The 21708-nt window shown below is 41.6% G+C and carries 21 protein-coding genes; 11 read left to right on the forward strand and 10 right to left on the reverse strand.

The window, feature by feature from the left end; genetic code table 11:
- Positions 1-109: 109 nt before the first annotated feature.
- Positions 110-2083 carry a serine/threonine-protein kinase gene (locus AN391_RS12785; protein ID WP_055015759.1) on the forward strand — a complete coding sequence of 658 codons (1974 nt, stop codon included), beginning with the start codon at positions 110-112 and terminating at the stop codon, positions 2081-2083.
- Positions 2084-2213: 130 nt separating this feature from the next.
- Positions 2214-2570: a PEGA domain-containing protein gene (locus AN391_RS12790; protein WP_055015760.1), complete on the forward strand. Its 357-nt coding sequence runs from the start codon at positions 2214-2216 to the stop codon at positions 2568-2570.
- Between the two features lie 37 nt (positions 2571-2607).
- Here AN391_RS12790 and AN391_RS12795 read toward each other — a convergent pair whose 3' ends face one another.
- Positions 2608-2991: a DUF1294 domain-containing protein gene (locus tag AN391_RS12795; protein WP_055015761.1), complete on the reverse strand. Its 384-nt coding sequence runs from the start codon at positions 2989-2991 to the stop codon at positions 2608-2610.
- Between the two features lie 53 nt (positions 2992-3044).
- On the opposite strand from AN391_RS12795, the gene AN391_RS12800 reads away from it, so the two are divergent.
- Positions 3045-3575 (forward strand): hypothetical protein, encoded by a 531-nt coding sequence (locus AN391_RS12800; RefSeq protein ID WP_055015762.1) that lies wholly within the window; start codon positions 3045-3047, stop codon positions 3573-3575.
- A gap of 60 nt (positions 3576-3635) precedes the next feature.
- Here the strand turns inward: AN391_RS12800 and AN391_RS12805 are convergent, their stop codons facing one another.
- Positions 3636-4178 (reverse strand): carboxymuconolactone decarboxylase family protein, encoded by a 543-nt coding sequence (locus AN391_RS12805; protein WP_055015763.1) that lies wholly within the window; start codon positions 4176-4178, stop codon positions 3636-3638.
- Positions 4179-4489: 311 nt separating this feature from the next.
- On the opposite strand from AN391_RS12805, the gene AN391_RS12810 reads away from it, so the two are divergent.
- Complete coding sequence (locus AN391_RS12810) at positions 4490-5077, forward strand: TetR/AcrR family transcriptional regulator (protein ID WP_055015764.1); 588 nt, start codon at positions 4490-4492, stop codon at positions 5075-5077.
- Between the two features lie 93 nt (positions 5078-5170).
- Here the strand turns inward: AN391_RS12810 and AN391_RS12815 are convergent, their stop codons facing one another.
- The 5 genes from AN391_RS12815 to AN391_RS12835 form a co-directional block, all read right to left on the reverse strand.
- A complete protein-coding gene (locus AN391_RS12815) occupies positions 5171-7291 on the reverse strand; it encodes a methyl-accepting chemotaxis protein (protein ID WP_055015765.1) in 2121 nt (706 codons plus the stop codon).
- 97 nt (positions 7292-7388) lie between these two features.
- Complete coding sequence (gene arsJ / locus AN391_RS12820; protein WP_055015766.1) at positions 7389-8612, reverse strand: organoarsenical effux MFS transporter ArsJ; 1224 nt, start codon at positions 8610-8612, stop codon at positions 7389-7391.
- 29 nt (positions 8613-8641) lie between these two features.
- Positions 8642-9652, reverse strand: coding sequence for an ArsJ-associated glyceraldehyde-3-phosphate dehydrogenase (locus AN391_RS12825; protein WP_055015767.1), 1011 nt, complete (start codon positions 9650-9652; stop codon positions 8642-8644).
- Positions 9653-9690: 38 nt separating this feature from the next.
- Complete coding sequence (locus AN391_RS12830) at positions 9691-10044, reverse strand: metalloregulator ArsR/SmtB family transcription factor (protein ID WP_055015768.1); 354 nt, start codon at positions 10042-10044, stop codon at positions 9691-9693.
- 361 nt (positions 10045-10405) lie between these two features.
- On the reverse strand, positions 10406-11290 hold the full coding sequence (locus tag AN391_RS12835; protein WP_055015769.1) for a LysR family transcriptional regulator: 885 nt from the start codon (positions 11288-11290) through the stop codon (positions 10406-10408).
- Between the two features lie 162 nt (positions 11291-11452).
- Between AN391_RS12835 and AN391_RS12840 the strand changes: the two genes are divergently transcribed.
- From AN391_RS12840 to AN391_RS12850, 3 genes are all read left to right on the forward strand, one after another.
- Entirely contained in the window at positions 11453-12073 is a 621-nt protein-coding gene (locus AN391_RS12840; RefSeq protein ID WP_055015770.1) for a glutathione S-transferase family protein, read from the forward strand.
- Positions 12074-12155: 82 nt separating this feature from the next.
- On the forward strand, positions 12156-14291 hold the full coding sequence (locus tag AN391_RS12845) for a pyridoxamine 5'-phosphate oxidase family protein (RefSeq protein WP_055015771.1): 2136 nt from the start codon (positions 12156-12158) through the stop codon (positions 14289-14291).
- Positions 14292-14380: 89 nt separating this feature from the next.
- Positions 14381-14848, forward strand: a complete 468-nt coding sequence (locus AN391_RS12850) for a nuclear transport factor 2 family protein (protein ID WP_055015772.1) — start codon at positions 14381-14383, stop codon at positions 14846-14848.
- 276 nt (positions 14849-15124) lie between these two features.
- On the opposite strand, the gene AN391_RS12855 is transcribed toward AN391_RS12850, so the two are convergent.
- A complete protein-coding gene (locus AN391_RS12855) occupies positions 15125-15553 on the reverse strand; it encodes an organic hydroperoxide resistance protein (protein ID WP_055015773.1) in 429 nt (142 codons plus the stop codon).
- Between the two features lie 135 nt (positions 15554-15688).
- On the opposite strand from AN391_RS12855, the gene AN391_RS12860 reads away from it, so the two are divergent.
- The gene (locus AN391_RS12860; protein WP_055015781.1) at positions 15689-16147 is read left to right on the forward strand and encodes a MarR family winged helix-turn-helix transcriptional regulator; all 459 of its coding nucleotides are present in this window, start codon (positions 15689-15691) and stop codon (positions 16145-16147) included.
- On the opposite strand, the gene AN391_RS12865 is transcribed toward AN391_RS12860, so the two are convergent.
- Positions 16136-17035, reverse strand: coding sequence for a LysR family transcriptional regulator (locus tag AN391_RS12865; RefSeq protein ID WP_235575977.1), 900 nt, complete (start codon positions 17033-17035; stop codon positions 16136-16138). The two genes, AN391_RS12860 and AN391_RS12865, sit on opposite strands and share 12 nt — an antisense overlap.
- Positions 17036-17148: 113 nt before the next feature.
- Here AN391_RS12865 and AN391_RS12870 point away from each other — a divergent pair, with 113 nt between their 5' ends.
- From AN391_RS12870 to astB, 3 genes are all read left to right on the forward strand, one after another.
- On the forward strand, positions 17149-18165 hold the full coding sequence (locus AN391_RS12870; protein ID WP_055015775.1) for a zinc-binding alcohol dehydrogenase family protein: 1017 nt from the start codon (positions 17149-17151) through the stop codon (positions 18163-18165).
- Positions 18162-19265: an L-dopachrome tautomerase-related protein gene (locus AN391_RS12875; protein ID WP_055015776.1), complete on the forward strand. Its 1104-nt coding sequence runs from the start codon at positions 18162-18164 to the stop codon at positions 19263-19265. The genes AN391_RS12870 and AN391_RS12875 overlap by 4 nt, the downstream gene beginning before the upstream one ends.
- A 412-nt stretch (positions 19266-19677) precedes the next feature.
- On the forward strand, positions 19678-21024 hold the full coding sequence (gene astB / locus AN391_RS12880; RefSeq protein WP_055015777.1) for an N-succinylarginine dihydrolase: 1347 nt from the start codon (positions 19678-19680) through the stop codon (positions 21022-21024).
- A gap of 150 nt (positions 21025-21174) precedes the next feature.
- Here the strand turns inward: astB and AN391_RS12885 are convergent.
- On the reverse strand, positions 21175-21708 hold a 534-nt coding region (locus AN391_RS12885), incomplete at its 5' end, for an MFS transporter (RefSeq protein ID WP_152967903.1).

Here is a 21708-nt window from a genome sequence, read left to right on the forward strand (position 1 = left end):
AAGTAATCTTTTTTTGTAAAAATACTGCAGTTATCAAAGGGAGAATTGATAAAAACGATAAAAATTCACCTTTGCAATTATTTATATATACACAATAAAAGGATTTATAATGAGCGGTATCAATAACTCTAACGATAAAACTCAGATAGCGTCGCTTGATTCAAATCTCAAAAAGCCACAGGCTAAAAATAAACTCAACCTAATTGGTAAAAAAATATCAGCTCGTTACTTGGTTGAAGAATTAATTGGCCAGGGCGGTATGTGTTATATTTATCGTGCTAGGGATTTATTTTTAGAAAGCCCAAGTCGCCCCGAAGTATTTGTTGCAATAAAGGTGTTACTCGAAGAGTTTTCACACTCAGAAGAGGCCATCACTCTCCTTAAAGATGAAACCACTAAAACACAACAGTTAGCCCATCCCAATATTGTTAAAGTGTATTCTGCAGGTTCAGATGGCAATCTTCACTATGTAACAATGGAGCTTGTTGAAGGCGAAACACTTGAGCAAATAATAAAAAGAAATAAACCCACAGGTATGGTGTTTAAAAAAGCGAAGGTGATTTTAGAGCAATTAGCTAATGCCCTGATTTATGCACATGCACGCGGTGTCATACATAATGATTTAAAGCCATCAAATATTATTTTTGATTCTAACGGTAATTTAAAAGTACTTGATTTTGGTATTGCAAAACATAAAACCATCGAAGATGCTTATGCTGTTCAAAACGAGCAAAATGTCGCAGTTGTAGGTGGTTATACACCCACCTATGCAAGCCCAGAGCAGCTCAAAGGAGCTGAGGCTTCAGTTAAAGATGATGTGTTTTCTTATGCATGTATAGCGCTTGAACTATTAAGCAGTAAACACCCTTTTAATCGCGTAGCAGCTGATAAACTAGCGAAAGATACCTCAGCAAAACGCCCTAGTAACTGCCCGTTATGGTTATGGGGTAGCTTAAATAAAGCAATTGCATTAAACGCGTCTGATAGATTAAGCTCGCTTAACCCCGTTGCAACTAAATTAAAGCAAAATTACAAACCGGCTGTCGCATTAGTCGCAAGCTTGGTAGTTGCTACAGTATTGGCAGGGCAATATTACTTATCTAATAACAACAACGTAAAACAGCTCGAAGCTAAGTTAGACAATGCTCAAGCTATAAACCAACAAGTAAAAACATGGATGTCATGGAGTGGCCCTAGCATACTCGATAAACTTTCTGAAATACCGCCACAATACGACGTTTTAAAACAAGGGTTATTGCGTGTAAATCAAGAGAGTGTTTTGCAAAGCTTCGATGGTATGGCTAATCAGATAAACAATAGTGGTGGTAAGTTTAAAAACTTCGACGAAACTATAGACGTTTACACGCAAGCACTTGAATACTACCCTGACTCTGAAAAGCTCACTGTCCAGCTTGAAAGCATTTTAAGAGAAAGGCAATCCATTATTTTTGATATTACATCACGAATTAATCTACTTTTAGAACAATCTCGTTATAACGAAGTTGATAATAATAGCATTCCTCAGCTAATTATTGATTTACATGAGGTAGATAAAACTTATGTTTATCAAGTATCTCCTACCCATTTCGAAAAATACAAAAAAGCGTTAGAAAACGCAATCGCTAAAGATGATGTAATATCACAAAGTTCTTTAATATCCGTAGGTAAAGCCATTTTAGATAAGAAACAGAAATCTGAAGTTGAATTTGAAAATTTACTACAAAGAGAATCGGCAATAATCGCATTAACTGATTATCAAGAAAAACTTAATCAAGGTAAAGAGGTAGTGTTCCCTTCAAATGCTGCTTTAGTGTTTTATGAACAACGCTTCGAACGCTATTCTAAGCAATTAGCTAGTATTGATAAATATAACGATTTAATTGCACTAGAAGAGCTTATAGACTCAGAATCCACTATTTTACCCAATGACTTTCCGTTATTAGTCTCTATCAGGCAAGAATTATCAAAGCGCTATATCACAATGGCTAATAGCCTAATGAAAAAAAGAATGTATCGAACCGCTGAGACATTAGTTGAGCGTAGCGAAGCTATAACTAAGTCTTTGGATAGTATTTTGCTATAGCTGCATTTATACATTTAATATTTTAAATCATGAATAAGTAAACTACGAATTTAGGAAAATCACATATTGCCTACTTTCGTTTCCTTACTTTCATAACCCTATTTTAGAATAATAATTTTACGGAGCTCATATGAAAAAAATAACAGCACTAGCAGCATTACTCATTTTAAGTGGCTGTGCAAACACTTCAAATATGAATGAAACTGAACAAAAAGTTGAAGACAATGTTGCCGATGTTCAAGCTGAAGTAGCCGAGGTGGTTGCTCCAATCTCACTTACCGTAATTACTAACCCTAATGACGCGCGCGTGCGTATTATGAATATCAAACCGGTATACCAAGACGCGATTGAACTAAAAGAAGGTGAATACGATATTGAAGTAAGCAAGCCTGGCTATCAAACTTATCGTAAGTGGGTCGTGGTTGATAAAAAAACCATACTTACAGTTAATCTAGATGAAGTAGCAAAAACTGAAGCTGCAAACTAAACACCATGTAAATTGTATTTATGCCTTTAAATACGCATTAATTTAAAGGCATAACTCTCGCATTTTCTTCAAACAATATAATACCCCCTATTACACTCACATTCCCAAAAATACATAACCATAACACCACTATAAAACGTCGCTTTTGCGATTTATGCCTAAGCCATTGCTGTGCAATGAGTGCACCGGGCCAACCGCCAACTAGCGCCAGTATATGTAGTGTGCGCTCAGGTGTGCGGTTTACTTTTTTATGCGTTGATTGCTTTGCTTGTCGTTTATCCCAAGCGTACATTATATATGTGATTAGGCTCAGTGAGCTTATATAACCTGGTACATAAATAGGCAAGTACTGAGATAGATACGCAAGCCAAATCACAGCCAAAAAAAGCAGTGAGAAGATGATTAATGTTTTCTTTATCAATTCATGATCGCCTATACTAAAAAGAGTTAAACCAAAATAATAAGAGCCAAATTATGACATACTTTAAAGCCCTATTTTTAGTATTATGCTTATACGTCTTTAATAGTTACGCCGCTGATACCCCAAGTAACCTTGATAAAGAACTCGCTGTATTTAAACCTTATTTAGGTACTTGGCAGGCCGATTTTAAAGTGCCTGAGGGAGCCAAACCAGTACAAGATATTGGTCGATGGGAGCGAGCATTAAATGGTAAAGCGATACATACCAAGCACTCTATTAATGAAGGTGAATATGGTGGTGAGTCGATGATTTTTTACGACAGTAAGAAAGAGTCGTTGGTGTTTTACTATTTCACTACCGCAGGTTTTTACACAAAAGGCACCATGAAAGTGCTCAGCCCTACCCAATTTGTTGCGTATGAAGAGGTAACTGGCAGTAAAGAAGGCATTACTAAAGTACGCTCGATAAGCGAGCTAAAAAACGATGCGTTTGTTGTTTCAACGTCTTATTTAAAAAAGGGTGAATGGACTAAACCTGAGCAACGTACTTACACACGCAGCACTAAAGCCGTTAAATTTAAATAACGTTGTATTTAAAACACAAAAAGGCAGCTCAGGCTGCCTTTGTCATTTATAAAACCGCTATTATTTAGCAAACTTTTTAAATGGTTCATCAACGGGTGTATCAGCAAGGTGGTTAGTGTAGTTGCTCATTACTTTTTGCGATAAACCAACAATAATTTCTAGTAGTTGCTGTTTACCGTAACCTGCTGCAAAAAATTTCTCAATTTGCTCATCGCTAATTACGCCGCGATCACGTGTCATTGCAAGTGTAGTCTCACGCAAAGTTTCAAGTTTTGCATCTGCTAGTGGTGTTTTGTTTACTAGTGCATCTACAATATCTTGGTCAACTTTCATTGAAGCGGCAATTGCGCTGTGCGCTGGTACACAGTAATGACACTCGTGCTCAACGTTAATTGTTTGCCATACCACAGTTAACTCTTCTGCGTTAAACGACGTTTTTTGAAATAGCTCATGCAGTACTTGGTAGCCTTTAAGTAACGTAGGCGCCTCTGCCATTACTGCGTGAAGGTTAGGCAGCATGCCAAATGCGGCTACTGAATCAGCCATAAGCGATTTTGATTCTTCAGGTGCGTTGTCTTGGGTATATAACGTAAATTCTGCCATGTTCTGCTCCAATAAATTAATGTGTTTGAGTAACCTGAACTCTGGATAATAAATCTATCTCTAACAGCTATTTTCAGCGATAACTGCGTTGAATTTACTTGCAATAGGCTAGCTATTGACGCGTAAATTCGCCTTGTTTTCACTAAAAACCTCTGGCTAGAGAAAATAACGTTTAATATCATCATGAAGAAATATGCTAGTAAATCTCTTAACCAGAGTTCAGGTTAAATAACTTCGAGACACATACTATTTGATTTTGAGCGACTGTTCAAGTTAAAATTGAGCATACGTTCAAAATAGTTGAGATTAAAATGGCTAACAAAGTTAAATTTGAGCGCGATAATGTAATTCGCGTTGCAAGCCAATTGTTTTGGGAAAAGGGGTTTAACGCCACCTCAACCCGCGATTTACAAGAAGCTATTAACATGCGCCCTGGCAGTATATATGCGGCGTTTGGCTCTAAAGAAGGCTTATACAGCGAGTCTTTAAAAGACTACACAGTACAAATGAAAAGCCAAATTGATGGGTTTTTAGCAAGCTCTGACTCTGTTTTAGGTGGTTTACGTGCGTTTGTAGAAAACGTAATTATTAAAACCAAAGACTGTAGCCCAAGTGCTATTTGTATGTTGGTAAAAGCAAACAGTGAATTTGCAGAAAAAGATGCCTCATTATATGAGCTGAGTTTAGACTTATCGGCAAAGTTTGAAGCCTATCTAACCAGCTTGTTTGCTCAAGCTATTAAAAATAATGAGCTGAGCAGTAACCTTACGGCTCTTGAATATGCGCAGTTTTTTCAGGTGCAGTTTACTGGGCTACGTGGCTATTTTAACCGCCCAGGCGTTGATCAATTAGCGCAGCCGATGATCGACCAAATGTTTACCTTGATCAAAAAGCTATAACTTTTCGCATTACTCACTGCTAAAGTCTCAACTAAAAAAAGCGGCTAATTCGCACGAATTAGCCGCTTTTTTATTTTTTAGAACAAACTTCACTTATGTTTTAAGTTTATTGAGCTCGCTATCTTGTTGCGCTACCAATGCATTAAGTGCTTCACTGCTGTCTCCCGCTTGGGTAGATAAGTCAGCAAGCTGCGATGCGGCATCAGAAATAAGCGTAAGGTTACGGTTTATTTCTTCTGTTACTAGGCTTTGTTCCTCCGCTGCGGTGGCAATGTGGGTAATTTGATTTGTAATTTCATCCACTTTTACTACAACACTATGCAGCGCATCAAACGCTACTGAGGTTTCGTTTACAGCACTCTCAGCACGTATAACACCATTTTCAATCACGGTTGATGCGTTACCTACTTCAGATAGTAAACTATCGATAAGTTGGCTAATATCATCGGTAGATGAACGTGTTTTAGAAGCAAGTGCACGCACTTCATCGGCAACCACTGCAAAGCCACGACCATGCTCGCCCGCACGTGCGGCTTCAATGGCGGCGTTAAGTGCAAGTAAGTTTGTTTGCTCTGAAATGGTTCTGATCACATCTAAAATTTGCGTAATATCTTTACTACGCGACGCCACTTTTTCAACCGCTTGGTTGGCTTCTTTTATTTCTTCAGACATGGTTTTAACTTGGCTCATAGCCGATGATAAGCTCGACTCACTACTTACCACTAAACCATTTATTTCATCCGCTTGTTGAGCAGATTGCTCAGAGGCTCTGGCCACCTCAAGTGCGGTGGCGCTCATTTCGTTCATGGCCGTTACTACGCTTTCAATTTCTTGAAATTGCGATTGCACGTTATGTTTTGTATCAATAGCAATATGCTGTGCTATTTCGCCTTGCTGCTTAGTTTGAGATGAAACATCTTTAAGCTCTGCAATTAAGCCACGCAGTTTAGCTAAAAAGGCATTAAAACCACCCGCAAGCGCTATTAGCTCTGCATGAGTGTCAACATGCAGTGTATGCGTTAAGTCACCTTCTGAGCTGGCAAGGTTATCAACACGTTGTTGGATTTGCTCAAGCGGTGCAACCACGCTACCTACTACTATTTTCATAATAATAAAGGCAATTACAGCTATCACACCGCCCGTTATTAAAATAACTAAACCTAACTGGTTTGCCGAGTCGCTCATATTTTTTGCTAACGCATTAGGCCCTTCCAGCGCTAAATTACTTGGCACTTCAATAAGTAGGCTCCACTGAGTGTTAGCCAGTTTAATGTTAATTGGGTAGTTAACTAAATACTCGCTAGGTGTTTTAAAGAGGCCATGTTGCCCTTTAAATTTAACCAACTCACTGTAAGTATTGCTACTAACTGCTTCTTTAAATGGGCGCCCTAATTTAGATTTATAATGACTGCTGCCTACAATTAAACCTATGTCACTTAAAAGTGTTACTTTTGCTTGGCCATTATAGAGCTCGCTCGAGAGTTTTTCGGTTAAGCCCTGAAAAGTAGGTAGCGTTAAATCAACACCCGCTAAACCAATAAAGCGGCCTGATTTAATAATTGGCACCGTTAATGAAGTAAGCATAACAGAGTCGCCAGAGGGGATTTCGTAAAGGTACGGTTCCATAATACAAGGTTTTAATGTGTCTTTTGCACACAAGTACCAGTGGGCCTCGCGAATACCAAACTCGTTTAACGATGTTAAATATTTATCAGCGGCATTAGCTACTTTTTGTTGCTCAATATTGCCGTTTTGGTCGCGCGTTATATACACTTCTAACGTACCATCGCCATTAACAGAGTGTTTAAAACCTTGTGTAAATTGCGCGTCTTGCCCATCAAATGCGTTAGCTTCAAACTGCGAATAAATAGACGATAAAAATTGATTCTTCTCTAAAATAGAGCGATTAATGTTCACCACAGTATCGCGATTTAGCGTTTGAGTTTTAGCTGCATCACCAAGCAATGCGGCTAAAGAATTAGGCACTCGGTAAGCTTCATTTATAAACCCAGCTATTTTTTCACCGTAAGCAGCCGCATTTGCATTAAGCTTTTGCTCAACCTCAGCCACTATATAATCTTCAGATTCTTTTGCGAGCGCTTCACTGTTTGATGACATTTGCCACCACAATACGCCAGAGAGAACCAGCACTGTTAAAAATGTACTACCGACGGTTATCCACAACAGCTTTTTTGCTAACGAGATTTCTTGCACTTAAATTGCCCTTTAATTAAAACTACCGCTACAGTTTAGTAGATCTTGAAAATGAAGCTATTAAAATCGTTACGAAAATAAAAACTAATACAAACGTTTAGCTTTTATTTTTGGTTAAAAAGGCCGTGGCTATAGAGGCCAAAATAAGCAAAATTACACTTGCCCATAAACATGCTACAAAACCATAAACCTGAAATACCCACCCCGAAAGCACCGTGCCTAGCAAACGGCCCATTGCATTGGCCATATAATAAAAGCCAACATCAAGCGATACACCATCGCTTTTAGCAAAGCTGACAATTAAGTAGCTATGCACTGAGGAGTTAACAGCAAATACACCGCCAAAAATAAGCAAACCTATAATCAGCGTGGCATGAACGGCCACCTCAAGTTGCATAAAAAGTGCTAATAGTGCGGTTACACCACTTAGCAGCAACACCCATAAATAGGCATGTTTAACGGTATCAACACTTGAATTACTGGTGCCAGTAATACGCGGCGCTTGCGATTGCACGCCGCCATAACCAATAACCCAAAGTGCCATAAAGCCACTAACCCACCAAAAGTTCCAATTAAACTGCTGAGCTAAATAAATAGGTAAAGCCACTACAAACCAAACATCACGCGCGGCAAACAAACATAACCGTGCTGCGCTTAATAAATTTATTGCACGGGATTTAGAAAATAGCTCTTTAAACTTGGGCTTATTTTTAGCCTTGCCCATGTCGCCTTTTAAAAATACAACGCTAATAATCCACGCAATAGTAAGTAGTAGAATAAGCGCCTTCAAAGCACCTACAAAACCCAATACCGTAAGGAGTAAACCACCTAAAAAGAAGCCGACCCCTTTTAACGCATTTTTTGAGCCTGTTAAAATAGCCACCCATTTATAAAGCTGGCCTTGTCCGCTTTCTCCCTCGGGCACTAAGTGTTTAATGGCACTTTTGGCGCTCATTTTATTTAAATCTTTGGCTATGCCACTAAGCGCTTGTGCTGCCATAACATAAGCCACTGTGAGCCACTCACTTGGCGCGCATAACATGGCAAGGGCTATTATTTGCAGCGCTAAGCCAAAGTTCATGGTTTTATTAAGGCCTAAATGAGCCCCAAGCCAACCGCCCACTAAATTGGTGATCACACCAAAAATTTCGTAAAACAAAAACAGCATGGCAATAGCCAGCGCACCATACCCTAACTGATGAAAATGCAGCACCACCAGCATACGTAGTGCGCCATCGGTTAAGGTAAATGCCCAGTAATTACCGGTTATAATTAAATACTGTTTTATTGCTGTAGGTAAATTAGCAAGTTGCTCAAACATGGTTTACGCCCTTAAAACCTTACAAATGGTTAAACCAAATCGCTTTTAGCAACTTTTAGCATAAGCTCGGCGGTACGATTAGCGTAGCCCCATTCGTTATCGTACCAAGCGTATAATTTAAGCTGGGTATTATTAATAACCATGGTAGAGAGCGCATCAATAATGCTACTGCGTGGATCGGTTTTGTAATCAATCGAGACCAGCGGTTTTTCTTCGTAACCTAATACACCTGCAAGCTCGTTTTTAGATGCCTGAGCAAACCATTCGTTAACCTCAGCGGCAGTTACACCACGCTCAAGCTCAAATACACAGTCGGTAATGGATGCGTTAGTTAAAGGTACGCGCACGGCATGGCCATTTAACTTACCACTTAGCTCAGGGAATATATGCGTAATGGCAGTTGCACTACCTGTTGTGGTAGGTATTAAACTTGTCCCGCACGAACGGGCGCGGCGTAAGTCTTTATGTGGCGCATCAATAATCGTTTGGGTATTGGTAATATCGTGAATAGTGGTCATTGAGCCGTGTTTAATGCCTACTTTTTCTTGTAGTACTTTTACAATAGGCGCTAAACAGTTAGTCGTACACGACGCCGCAGTCACAATTTTGTGCTCATCTGGGTTATATAAATTATCGTTAACACCCATAACCACATTTAAAATGCCGTTTTCTTTTACTGGTGCGGTTACTACAACGCGCTTAACACCTTGTGCTAAATATTGGTTTAACAGTTCAGTGGTTTTCATTTTACCGCTGGCTTCTATTACTACATCGCAATCAGACCAATCGGTATCACTAATGGTTTTGTTATTGGTAACGGCAATAGTGTGTTTGCCCACACTAAAGCTATTTTCGTTTGCTGTAACGCTGTGTGCTAAACGCCCGTGTACTGAGTCAAACTCTAATAAATGAGCATGTGTTTTAGCATCGCCTGCAACATCGTTTACTTTAATAAATTCTACTTCTGGCCATTCTAATGCTGCGCGCAGTGTTAAACGTCCCATGCGGCCAAAGCCGTTAATACCTACTTTAATTGTCATAATAAATACCTTTAGTAAAGTTAAACCAATGTGTTTAATTAACAGCAGATTGCTGCACGCTCTGGGCGATTACCCATTGCATTGAGTCGATTTAAATCATCGCTAAAAAATGCAGAATTTTCGTTTCGTGTTTGTGTTAGTACGCTAATAGCCCACTCAGGCAAGGCTTTGTTAATGCTGTAGTAAACCCATTGATTTTGCTTACGGCCGCTTAATAAGCCACATTGCCTAAGCTGCGCTAAATGGCGCGACACTTTAGGTTGGCTAAGTTCAAGCGCGGCAACAAGCTCACACACACATAGCTCTTGCTCATGGCTAATTAATAACATGGCTTTTAAGCGCGTATCGTCGGCTAAGCATTTGTAAAATTGAAGTGGGTTGAGTTGTTCCATAGCATCCTCGTTTAGTTAGTGTGCATACAATAAAACAAAACAAGAATATATGAAATATTGAATATACGATTTTCCGTATATTTATTTAAAAGCCCGCTTCAATTAATGTGATCTCTAGTAAATTGCAGCGCACAAAAAAGCCCAGTGGCAAACCACTGGGCTTTTGTAGCGTTTTTGTATGGGCATACTTGGTGTGCTTTATCGCTGCGCCATTTAAAGCCTTATGCTAACAAGGTATTTACGCAGGTCTGTGCGATAAAAAGATGCCCTACGCTTTGATCTACTTCATAAGCAAAGTCTAAATCAATAAGCAGATACATTATATATTGTGCCTGCACAGTAGCTATTGAGGTAATTACCACTAAGTTGCAAAAGAAAGCGCAAGATGATCAAGTAATGCTCGTATTCTTGCCGGTAAGTGGCGATTTGAAGCATACACTGCGTTTAATTCCAATATGCTTGCTTCGTAGGGTTCGAACAGTAACTGCAATGAACCGTCTTTTACGTAAGGCTCTGTCACGTATTGTGGGCCCATGCCTATTCCCAGCCCTTGAGAAGCCATGTGGGTTACTGCTCTGGGGGAGTTAGATGCAAAATCGCCGCTAACATTAACAGTGAACATATTGCCATCTTCCCTGAACTTCCAGTTTTCAGGGTCGTTTTGAGAAGTTTGTAATAAGCAATTGTGTGTCGCCAGCGCACTGGGATGGCTTGGTTTGCCATTGCGCTTTAAATACTCAGGAGAGGCAAAAAAAACAATACGCATATCCATCAATTTTTTTGCGATCAGCGTTGAATCCTTCAACGGTCCAAACCTCACAGCAACATCCACACCTTCATCGATGATAGCCACATACTGATCAGACAGGTTCAGCTCAACATTAATTTTCGGATGCTGGGCTAAAAATGGGGCCAGTGCATCAACTAATTTAGTACTTCCAAATGCGGTAGGTGCGGTTAAGCGAACCGTGCCAGACAGATCAGACTGCCTATGTTGAATGACATCTTCTAGCTCTTCAAATTGTTCCAACAAAGGTACACATCGTGCAAAGTATGCCTTCCCCGTTTCAGTCAAGGTAACAGTGCGCGTAGTACGGTGAAATAACAATGCGCCGTGCTTTTCCTCTAACTGACCAATATATTTACTTGCTAGCTTAGTGCTAATGCCCAATTGTTTAGCCCCCGCGGTGAACGATTTTTGTTTAGCTACCGCAATAAAGGTGCGCATGCCGTCAATGGTATCCATAAAACCTCGTTTAATATCCCAATCACTTTATGAACATATTGTACATAGTATTTCTATAAATCAATGTATTGTTCATAAGAAATTCGACGCCTATTATTTGTTCGAACGCAAATGTAAGCCCAAACAAGGCCAGTTAACCTTATACTTAACAGAGGATCTATTATGTCAAATGCAGTCAAAATTCATTCGTTCCCACTTTCAGGCCACGCTCAGCGTGTCGAGTTATTTGCGAACATCGCTGGTATCGCCCACCAAGTAATCAATGTTGACTTAGCCAAAGGCGAGCACAAAAAAGCCCCCTTTCTAGCCCTAAACCCTGCGGGTCAAGTACCCGTATTAGAAGACGGTGACACGGTTATCAGTGATTCAAATGCCATTCTGGTTTACCTAGCACGTAAATACGCGCCGAACTATTTACCTACCGATGCCGTGCTTGAAGCCCAAGTGCAAAAGTTCTTGTCATTGGCGGCTGGAGAAATTGCTTTTGGCCCGTGCAATGCACGCTTAGTTACCGTGTTCAACGCAACCTTGGATGCTGACTTTGCGATTGCTACAGCCCACAACGTGTTGAAAAAACTGGATGCACATTTAGAGGATAGAGCGTTTTTGGTAGGAGATAGCCCGAGCATAGCCGATATCGCTATTTATACGTACACAGCCCATGCTCCAGAGGGTAATGTGTCCTTGGCTGAGTACCCAAATGTTCGTCGCTTTTTAGCAAATGTAGAGGCACTAGATGGGTTTAAGCCAATGGCAACGACTAAAGCAGGTCTCGTTGCCTAACCTATTGACTTACCTTTTTTGACTGGGTGCTAAGCCCAGTCATACCAATCAAGCAAATTAACTTACCCGTATTGGAGGCCCCATGGAACCAAGCAATCACTATGCTCCATTTCACGATGGTGAACGTCAGTTGCAAGCCAGTGTAGGTGCTCTGGAGCAGATGGACAATATTGGCCGTCGCGCAATCCGCCCATACATGCCAGATCAGCATAGGCAGTTTTTCCAACAACTGCCGTTTATGGTGCTGGGTAGTACATCAGATAAGGGGCAACTTTGGGCGTCAATTTTGCCTGGAAAGCCGGGCTTCGTGCAGTCCCCTTCCCCAACTCAACTCACAGTAAACACCCCAATTTTATCAGGTGATCCATTAGCCGCAGCAATCACACAAGGTGCTCGATTGGGTTTATTGGGGTTAGAAATGCCGACCCGGCGTAGAAACCGCGTCAACGCTTGTGTTACTAGCGCAGCGAGTCACCAATTTACCCTAGAAGTTGAGCAATCTTTTGGCAATTGTCCGCAGTATATTCAAACTCGCGACCTTCACTTTATCCGTTCGCCAGATGCGCCATACAAGGCCCCGCGCGCTGAAACGTTTTTTGAGTTAGGAGATGCCCTAAAGACTTTCATCTGCCAAGCGGATACGTTTTTTGTTGCCAGTTCTGCGGATCACGAACCTGCAAACAAAGTAAATCGCCAGGTATCTGCCCATAATACTATGGGGGTTGATGTGTCACACCGTGGTGGCATGCCAGGTTTTATAAAGGTTGACGAAAACACCCTCACCATTCCTGATTATGCAGGGAATAACTTCTTCAATACGCTGGGTAATTTCCTGTTAAACCCCAAAGCGGGTTTACTGTTTATTGATTTTACCAGCGGCGATGTTTTTATGTTAACCGGCACAGTTACCTTGCTGGCGAGTGACTCACCGATAATTAAAGGGTTTCAAGGTGCTCTGCGCGGCTGGCAATTTACCCTAACCCAAGGGCTGACATTAAAAGCGGCACTTCCATTTCGCGCTCAATTCGATAGCTACTCCCCCAATTCTGAGGCAACGGGTACTTGGTCACAGGCAGAAGCAATCGTTAAAGCACAAGCTAAACGCAACCAGTGGCGCACATTTACCGTCAGTAAAATCGAAGACGAGAGTAGTACAATCCGCTCATTTTACTTGCAGCCAAAAGATGATTCTCCCGTACTGCCATTTTCCCCAGGGCAACACTTAACCCTGCGTATTAAGCAGAAAAATACTGAAAACTGGCTTGTGCGCAATTACACTGTATCCAGTGCCCCATCGCAAAGTGGTTACCGTATTTCAGTAAAACGTGAAGAGTATGGTCTGGTATCAAGTACCTTGCATTCTCGAATATCGATTGGCAGTGAAATACAGATTAAAGCACCAAGCGGCCATTTCTTTATCGATAACACACAACAGCGCCCAGCCATTTTAATAGGTGCGGGTGTGGGCATTACACCAATGGTGGCCATGGCAAATGATGCACTTAATGAAGGTATTCGCACTCGCTATATCCGCCCAATGGCAGTAATTCAAGCCGCAAAAAATAGTGAGCAACGCGCTTTTTATGCAGAGCTGAGCAACATTGCAAAGCGCAGCGCTGGGCGTATTCAGTATTATTCTGTATTAAGTCAAGCGCACAGCAATCAAACGCAAAACGCTCTTGTGTCGAACGACTACACTTCCCAAGGGCGAATTAGCCAAAACTTTGTAATGGACGTACTTAATGCAATAGCCACAGAGCATAGCATCGATTTCCCATCGCTGTTCGACAAAGACTTTTATCTGTGTGGCCCCCAAGGTTTTATGCAAAGTATGTATGACTTACTGATTGGTATTGGGGTAAAAGATGAAGATATTCATGCCGAAGCGTTTGGGCCGTCGTCTTTAGCACGCCAATCAGCAGATACCAGCAAACACGCTGAGCTAGAGGCTGAATCTGCTGTGGTAAAGTTTGCCCACTCAGGTATTGAACAAAGCTGGAATAAAGGTGATAGCTCCTTGCTAGAGGTGGCCGAAAGCAAAGGGCTTACGCCACCATACAGTTGCCGCAACGGCCAATGTGGATCGTGTACGGTTAAACTAAAAAGTGGTGCTGTAACGTATCGCACCAAGCCAAGTGTATATATTGACCCATCAGACGTATTGTTATGCTGCGCGGTGCCAGCGAAAGATTCCGACATTGTTATATTAGATTTGTAGCTCAATTAATCAGGCTAATATTCAAAGTCACTTATTGATGAAACCTATACAAGTTTTTCAACGTTACTTTACCCAAAGAGGATTTAAACATGAGTACACGCCCACCACTGCCCCCTTTTACCCGCGAAAGCGCCATCGAAAAAGTGCGCCTAGCAGAAGATGGCTGGAACAGCCGTAACGCTGAAAAGGTATCACTTGCTTATACAGTGGATACCAAATGGCGTAATCGCAGCTCTTTCGTGAACAGCCGCGAAGAAGCCGCAGAATTTTTAACAGGAAAATGGGAAAAAGAATTTGAATATAGGCTGATAAAAGAGTTATGGGCTTTCACTGAAAATCGTATAGCCGTGCGTTACGCGTATGAGTGGCACGACGACAGCGGCAACTGGTTTCGCTCCTACGGCAACGAAAACTGGGAATTCGATGAAAATGGTTTAATGCAAAGCCGCTTCGCTTGCATCAACGACTTACCCATCAAAGAATCAGAGCGCAAATTCCACTGGCCACAAGGGCGCCGCCCCGACGATCACCCAGGGTTATCGGAATTAGGGTTGTAAGCACACCCGATAATGGCGATACAGACTATAAAGCCAGCCTTCTATAGGCGTTCTTGCAGAACGCCTTAACCCTTTTCATCCTCCCAACATTTTTCAGCATTAAAGAGCTGCTTACTTAATCACTGCAATGACAAATACAACTGTGTCAATTGCTGGTACATGGGTTAATTTAATCATGCTGTTTTCATGTATTTATAAAGCTATTTAATAAACTTTGCTTACAAAAAAGCCCAGTGGCAAACCACTGGGCTATTACAATGCTAAGTAATCAGTTAATTAAATAACCGAAAGCTCTACTTCAATGTTGCCGCGTGTAGCGTTTGAGTATGGGCATACTTGGTGTGCTTTATTTACAAGCTCTTGCGCTGCTGCTTTATCCATATCACCGAGCGATACTGCTAATTTAACTGCAATGCCAAAACCGCCCTCAATCGCGCCAATAGAAACTTCAGAGTTAATATGCGTATCACTTGGTAAATCAATTTTTTCGCTACCGGCTACAAATTTTAGTGCGCCAATAAAACACGCTGCGTAACCAGCTGCAAATAATTGCTCTGGGTTTGTGCCTTGTCCATCGTCGCCACCTAGCCCTTTTGGGGTTGATAAGTTTACATTTAAACGGCCATCGTCTGATTTAGCTACACCTTCACGGCCACCGGTTGCAGTTGCTTTTGCTGTGTAGGCAACGTTTTGTAATACATTCATAGTGAACTCCAAAGTTTATCAATTAATTTATTTTGCACGCAAAATAATAGGGCAAGTAATTAGAGATTGCAAATACTTTGCATGCAAATTAAAATGTTTTTTGAGTTAAAGGTATTAACACGTTGGGAGTTAGGTATGTCGTTTGAGCAATTAAAATTAAAAAATCAGCTGTGTCATAGGCTATATATGGCATCAAATAGCATTGCACGCGCTTACCGTGAGCCTTTAGCTGCACTTAATTTAACGTATCCGCAGTATGTAGTAATGATGGCGCTGTGGGAGCAAGATGAAGTAACCATCGCGCAGCTAATAGATCAAACCGCTATTGATGGCGGCGCTATGACCCAAATACTCAAAAAAATGACCGAAAAGTCTCTGCTGGCTGTTATTAAAGACGAACACGACAAGCGTAAACGTCTAATTCAGCTTACCCAACGTGGGCAAGCCCTTAAAAACGAAGCCGCTGATATTCCAAAAAATATATTATGTAAGTTTGAAAGTGTAGACCCCACACAAGCTAAACAGCTTATGCAGCTACTTGATTTAGTAATAAGCGATTTAACAACTAAAAACGATGATGAGTTAGCCAACTAACGCGGTTATTTTTTGTTGAATAAACGCCCTAAATGCGCTGATCACCGGGGTCATTTGTCGCCGGTCGGCGTACATCATATAAAGCGGTAGCGGATCGCTTTGCCACTCGGGGCATAAATGAACGAGCTGCCCACTTGCTAAATCATCAATAACATCTAAGTACGACTTATACGCAATGCCTTTGCCCTCTAGCGCCCATCGTCTAACCATTTCGCCATCGTTAACTATGTGTTGGCAATTTAGCTGCACTTTTTGCACTGCGCCATTTTTATAAAATCGCCATTCTTTAAACACTTCGCCAAAGCGCATAAACGTAATGGTGGTGTGCTGCGTTAAGTTAAGTGGATGTGTAAGCAATCCATTGTTTGCTACATATTCAGGAGAGGCAACTAAAATACGCGCATTATTTAAAAAAAGTGGCGCTGCAATTAACTGCGAATCTTTTGGTACACCAAAGCGCAGTGCAATATCAATTGATTGGCTGTAAATGTCGCTTACTTCGTCACTTAAGTGCAGCTTAAGTTTTACATGCGGGTAGTGTGCTAAAAACTCATTAAGCCATTCACTTAGTTTATTGCGCCCTAAATCGCACGGGGCCGATACCTGTAGCGTTCCTGTTACTTCGCCTACTGCGGTTTGTACTGCAGCTACCCCTTGTTGAATAAGCGAAAGGGAGTCTTTGGCGTAACTTAAAAACTGCTCCCCTGCCACACTTAGGCGTAAGCTGCGGGTAGAGCGAATAAACAATACGTTCCCTAAATCTTTTTCTAGGCGCTTGATAGCTGCACTTACTGCCGCTGGGGTTTGCGCGTTTTGCCTTGCAGCCTCAGAAATACTGGCGCAACTGGCCACATCTATAAAAGTTTGAATATCGTTAAATGATCGCATATTTTCAATTAAAATTTGAAAGTGCTTTAGTTTTTCATGTCTTTTTCTATTTTTCAACTGAGCTATAGTGCTTATAAGTTAAAAATACTTGGTTAAAACCATCAGGAATTCACATGAAAGCATTTGGCTACACCAAAAACACTAAAACGCTTACAGCAAGCTCTATACAAGCTATTGAGCTTGATACCCCAACCGCCACCGGACACGACCTACTTATTGAAGTTAATGCTATTTCGGTAAACCCTGTAGATACAAAAATACGTGCCAATGTAGCGCCAGAGCAAGGCTACAAGGTATTAGGCTGGGACGGCGTAGGCGTTGTAAAAGCCGTTGGCGAGTCGGTTTCGTTATTTAATGTGGGGGATCGCGTATTTTACGCCGGCGATTTATCGCGCCAAGGCAGTAATGCGCAATTTCAATTAGTGGATGAACGTATTGTAGGGCGTGCGCCTAAAACATTAACCGACGCACAAGCCGCCGCACTGCCACTAACCAGCATTACCGCCTACGAAATGCTGTTTGATCGCCTGCAAGTGCCTAAAAATAAGCAAAATACTCAGCAATCTATGTTAGTCATTGGTGCAGCAGGTGGCGTTGGCTCTATTTTAGTACAGCTTGCCAAGCAGCTTACTGGGCTAAACGTAGTAGGTACTGCATCGCGCGAGCAAAGCGTAGCCTGGCTTAAAGAGTTAGGAGCCGATCACGTGCTCGATCATTCTAAAAACTTAAACGAGCAGCGCAAAGAACTGGGTTTAGCTGAGTTTGATTACGTTATTGGCTTAACCCATACCGACCAATACCAAGATCAAATAGTGGAGTGTATTAAACCCCAAGGTAAATTTGCGCTAATAGACGACCCAATATCGTTCGATATTTTAAAATTTAAGCGTAAGTGTATTTCGGTGCATTGGGAGTTTATGTTTACCCGCTCGCTATTTACAACTGCCGATATAACAGCGCAGCACACTTTACTTAATGAAATTAGTGAGCTGATAGACTCAGGTACACTTAAAACCACGCTTGGGCAAAATTTAGGCCCAATTAACGCCGCTAATTTATATAAAGCGCACCAAATTTTAGAATCGCACACCTCACGCGGTAAACTTGTTTTAGAAGGCTTTGAAGCATGAATCAGATTAAAAAAATACTTTTAGTTGCAGCCTGCAGCACCGCGTTTTTAACCAGCAGTGTGTTTGCTAATACCGCTAATCAAAATGCTGATTTAAAAACAGTAGCCACATTCGACGCTCAGCACCCACCGGGTAATATTGCTATTACCCCATCGGGTCGTAAGTTTTTATCGGTACATGGTTTTTACGGCCAAAAACAAAAAATTATGGAGCTATTAAGCGATGGCACCACTAAACCCTACCCTAATAAAGAATGGGCATACGCGTATAAAAACGGTAAAGGCTTTTACGATGTACTTGGCATAAATGTATCTGCCGATGGCGTATTATGGATGCTTGATACATCAGGCCCTGATCATGCTGGGCGTTTAGTTGGTTGGGATACCAATAAAGAGCAGCTGCATAAAATAATTTATTTAGCTAAACCCACCATTACCGACAGCTCGTTTTTAAACGATTTAGTTATCGATAATAAACACGGCGTTGTATACATCGCCGATACCGCACAAGGCAGCCAAGCCGCTATTATTACCGTAAATTTAAAAACAGGTGAGGCGCGCAGAGTATTACAAAATAGCCCATACACCACAGCCGAAAACATTGATATGGTCATTGAAGGGCGCACAATGAAACTAGGCGGTCAACCAGCTCGTTTAGGCGTAAACCCAATCACACTCGACCCAAGCGAACAGTGGCTTTACTTTGGCGCTATGTCTGGCACATCGGTTTATCGTATTGCCACCAGCGATATTAACAATAAAAGCCTGAGCGCAAGCGCCCTTGAAAGTAAAGTAACGCGTTACGGCACTAAACCAATTTCCGACGGTATTATTGTTGATGGCGGCGGCAATGTGTATGTTACCGACATAACCAACGGCGCAATTGGCGTAGTAAAACCAAGCGGTAAATACCAGGTATTATTTAAAGACGAGCGCTTAAGCTGGCCAGATGGCTTTAGTTATGGCGCCGATCATAAAATATATTTTACCGTAGATGAGCTACATCGCTCGCCAGTATTAAATGACGGTAAAAATGCCAGCCAAGGAAAATTTAGTGTGCTGTCGTTCGACCCGCTAGTAAAAGGTAAAGTAGGGCGCTAATTACAGCGTATAAAACCCAAGCCACGCACATGCTGCGTGGCTTTTTGGTGCAACTTTTAAGCCTTTTAGCCCCAAAGTGGTGCTAAGCGTTTAAAAGTTATTTTTAGTGGTTTAATAAATACCTGATTTGTATTCATAAAATATTCAATTAACAGTTGGCATAATTCTTCCAAAGTACAAATGTGTTCAGTGAAACTTTCAAGGAAAATACCATGGCTAACCTATACCACACCCTTTACCTACTATGGCGTTTAGACATTAGCGTATGGCAGGTAAACGATCCGAGTAATACCCATACTACGTGCGACAAAGAGCGAGTTTACAGCCGATAAACTTCGTATTGATAGGCTTTGCAAGCACAGCCAATGCGTTGTATTGTTAAGTTACTAAAAACAATATGATTGGAACGTGTATGCACGCCTTAGAAGTAAATTTTGATGGCTTAGTTGGCCCTACTCACAACTATGCGGGTTTATCGTATGGTAACGTTGCCTCGTTAAATAATGCGGCAAGTTTTTCAAACCCGCAAGAAGCTGTGTTACAGGGCCTTGAAAAAATGAAAGCCATGCACGACAAAGGCTTAACACAAGGTGTGTTTGCGCCCCACGCACGCCCCGATCTGAACGTACTACGCCGCTTAGGTTTTACCGGCAACGACTCGCAAGTTATTCATAAAGCATTTAAAGCCGACCCTATTTTATTGCGCGCGTGTTATTCGGCCTCTGCAATGTGGACCGCCAATGCCGCTACTGTGTCACCCTCGCCTGACACCCTCGATGGCAAAGTGCATTTTACCTCAGCTAATTTAAACAATAAGTTTCACCGCTCGCTAGAGCCTGCTACAACTACCCGCTTACTAAAAGCTATGTTTAATAACGATAGCTACTTTGCTCATCACACGCATTTGCCTGCTCAGGGCTTTTTTGGCGACGAAGGCGCGGCTAACCATACCCGACTTTGCGACAGCCACGGCGAGCAAGGCTTAGAAATGTTTGTATTTGGCGCAAGTGCCTTTAATAGCCAGCTGCCAAAACCGGCTAAGTTTCCTGCAAGGCAAACATTAGAGGCCTCAGAAGCCATTTGCCGGTTACATAATTTAAAAGAATCGAGCCAAATTTTATTGCAGCAAAACCCAGATGTAATAGATCAAGGCGTATTTCATAACGATGTAATTGCAGTAGGTAACGCAAACGTACTGCTTTGCCACCAACAAGCATTTTTAAACCAACACGATGCCCTGCAAGAAATTCGCGATGCCTACACCGGCAGCAAACAGTTATACATAATTGAAGTACCTACCGATAAAGTAAGCATTAGCGATGCAGTAAGCAGTTACTTATTTAATAGCCAATTAGTAAGCCTAGACGATGGCTCAATGCTATTAGTAGCGCCACAAGAGTGCCAACGTAACGGCGCTGTAAATGCCTACATTGAAGAAATGATTTTAGCGGATAACCCAGTAAACCAAGTGCAGTTTTTTGACCTGCGCCAAAGTATGCAAAACGGCGGCGGCCCTGCCTGCTTACGTTTACGCGTAGCCCTTAACCAACAAGAGCTAAGCGCAGTAAACCCAGCGGTTATTTTAACCGATACTAAATACACTCAGCTTTGTGACTGGGCAAAACGTAATTACCGCGATAAGTTAGGCGCAAACGACTTTGCCGACTCAGCCCTCCTTACCGAAAGCTACCAAGCACTGGATGAACTAACCCAACTGCTTAACTTAGGTTCAGTGTACGACTTTCAATTAGAAGGTTAATACCTCGTCAGTAAAACTAATGCAAAAATAGCGAGCCGAAGCTCGCTATTTTTATTTGGCTTATGCTAATACGTATTTAAGCATCTTTTAATATCAGCCACGCGCTTTACCGTTAAACAGTACGATAAGTTCGTCAATACCAGCGTATATTCAACACGTTTGTGCTGTTGCTTGCTGCCGGTTTAATTGCAAGTAGCTTAAAAACCACATTACCAAGCCGCCTAAAAACAACGCAGCTGCAACATAACCCGTTTGATTAGGTGCTGCACCTTGTGCAATAACAGCCCCGCCAACCCAAGGGCCAATAGCATTTGCGGTGTTAAATGCGCATTGTACTAATGCACCTATCATTGCATGGCCCTCTGGGGCGACATCCATTAATAAAGATTGAATAAGCGTTGCCAAACCCACACTGCAACCAATTAAAAATATAACCGTATACAGCAACCAAATATTGTAACTTGCGCTAACGTAGGCAATGGCAAATACAATGGTGCACACCAGTGCAAGGCCGGTGGTTTTAATGGCAGATTTATCAGCCGCTTTACCTAATAGGTAATTACCTAATGTACTACCAATACCAAACATAACCATAGCGATAGAAATAGTATAAGGGGCTGTTTTAGTTACATCTAAAATGGTATCGGCAATGTATGTATAAATACAAAACACGCCACCAAAGCC

The organism is Pseudoalteromonas sp. P1-13-1a (assembly GCF_001401875.1).
Taxonomy (GTDB): Bacteria; Pseudomonadota; Gammaproteobacteria; order Enterobacterales; family Alteromonadaceae; genus Pseudoalteromonas.

Excerpts from the sequence above, each read along its gene's own strand:
- AN391_RS12785 (WP_055015759.1), top strand. The coding sequence starts at position 110 with ATGAGCGGTATCAATAACTCTAACGATAAAACTCAGATAGCGTCGCTT.
- AN391_RS12790 (WP_055015760.1), top strand. The coding sequence starts at position 2,214 with ATGAAAAAAATAACAGCACTAGCAGCATTACTCATTTTAAGTGGCTGT.
- AN391_RS12800 (WP_055015762.1), top strand. The coding sequence starts at position 3,045 with ATGACATACTTTAAAGCCCTATTTTTAGTATTATGCTTATACGTCTTT.
- AN391_RS12805 (WP_055015763.1), bottom strand. The coding sequence starts at position 4,178 with ATGGCAGAATTTACGTTATATACCCAAGACAACGCACCTGAAGAATCA.
- AN391_RS12810 (WP_055015764.1), top strand. The coding sequence starts at position 4,490 with ATGGCTAACAAAGTTAAATTTGAGCGCGATAATGTAATTCGCGTTGCA.
- arsJ (WP_055015766.1), bottom strand. The coding sequence starts at position 8,612 with ATGTTTGAGCAACTTGCTAATTTACCTACAGCAATAAAACAGTATTTA.
- AN391_RS12825 (WP_055015767.1), bottom strand. The coding sequence starts at position 9,652 with ATGACAATTAAAGTAGGTATTAACGGCTTTGGCCGCATGGGACGTTTA.
- AN391_RS12830 (WP_055015768.1), bottom strand. The coding sequence starts at position 10,044 with ATGGAACAACTCAACCCACTTCAATTTTACAAATGCTTAGCCGACGAT.
- AN391_RS12835 (WP_055015769.1), bottom strand. The coding sequence starts at position 11,290 with ATGGATACCATTGACGGCATGCGCACCTTTATTGCGGTAGCTAAACAA.
- AN391_RS12840 (WP_055015770.1), top strand. The coding sequence starts at position 11,453 with ATGTCAAATGCAGTCAAAATTCATTCGTTCCCACTTTCAGGCCACGCT.
- AN391_RS12845 (WP_055015771.1), top strand. The coding sequence starts at position 12,156 with ATGGAACCAAGCAATCACTATGCTCCATTTCACGATGGTGAACGTCAG.
- AN391_RS12850 (WP_055015772.1), top strand. The coding sequence starts at position 14,381 with ATGAGTACACGCCCACCACTGCCCCCTTTTACCCGCGAAAGCGCCATC.
- AN391_RS12855 (WP_055015773.1), bottom strand. The coding sequence starts at position 15,553 with ATGAATGTATTACAAAACGTTGCCTACACAGCAAAAGCAACTGCAACC.
- AN391_RS12860 (WP_055015781.1), top strand. The coding sequence starts at position 15,689 with ATGTCGTTTGAGCAATTAAAATTAAAAAATCAGCTGTGTCATAGGCTA.
- AN391_RS12865 (WP_235575977.1), bottom strand. The coding sequence starts at position 17,035 with ATGCGATCATTTAACGATATTCAAACTTTTATAGATGTGGCCAGTTGC.
- AN391_RS12870 (WP_055015775.1), top strand. The coding sequence starts at position 17,149 with ATGAAAGCATTTGGCTACACCAAAAACACTAAAACGCTTACAGCAAGC.
- AN391_RS12875 (WP_055015776.1), top strand. The coding sequence starts at position 18,162 with ATGAATCAGATTAAAAAAATACTTTTAGTTGCAGCCTGCAGCACCGCG.
- astB (WP_055015777.1), top strand. The coding sequence starts at position 19,678 with ATGCACGCCTTAGAAGTAAATTTTGATGGCTTAGTTGGCCCTACTCAC.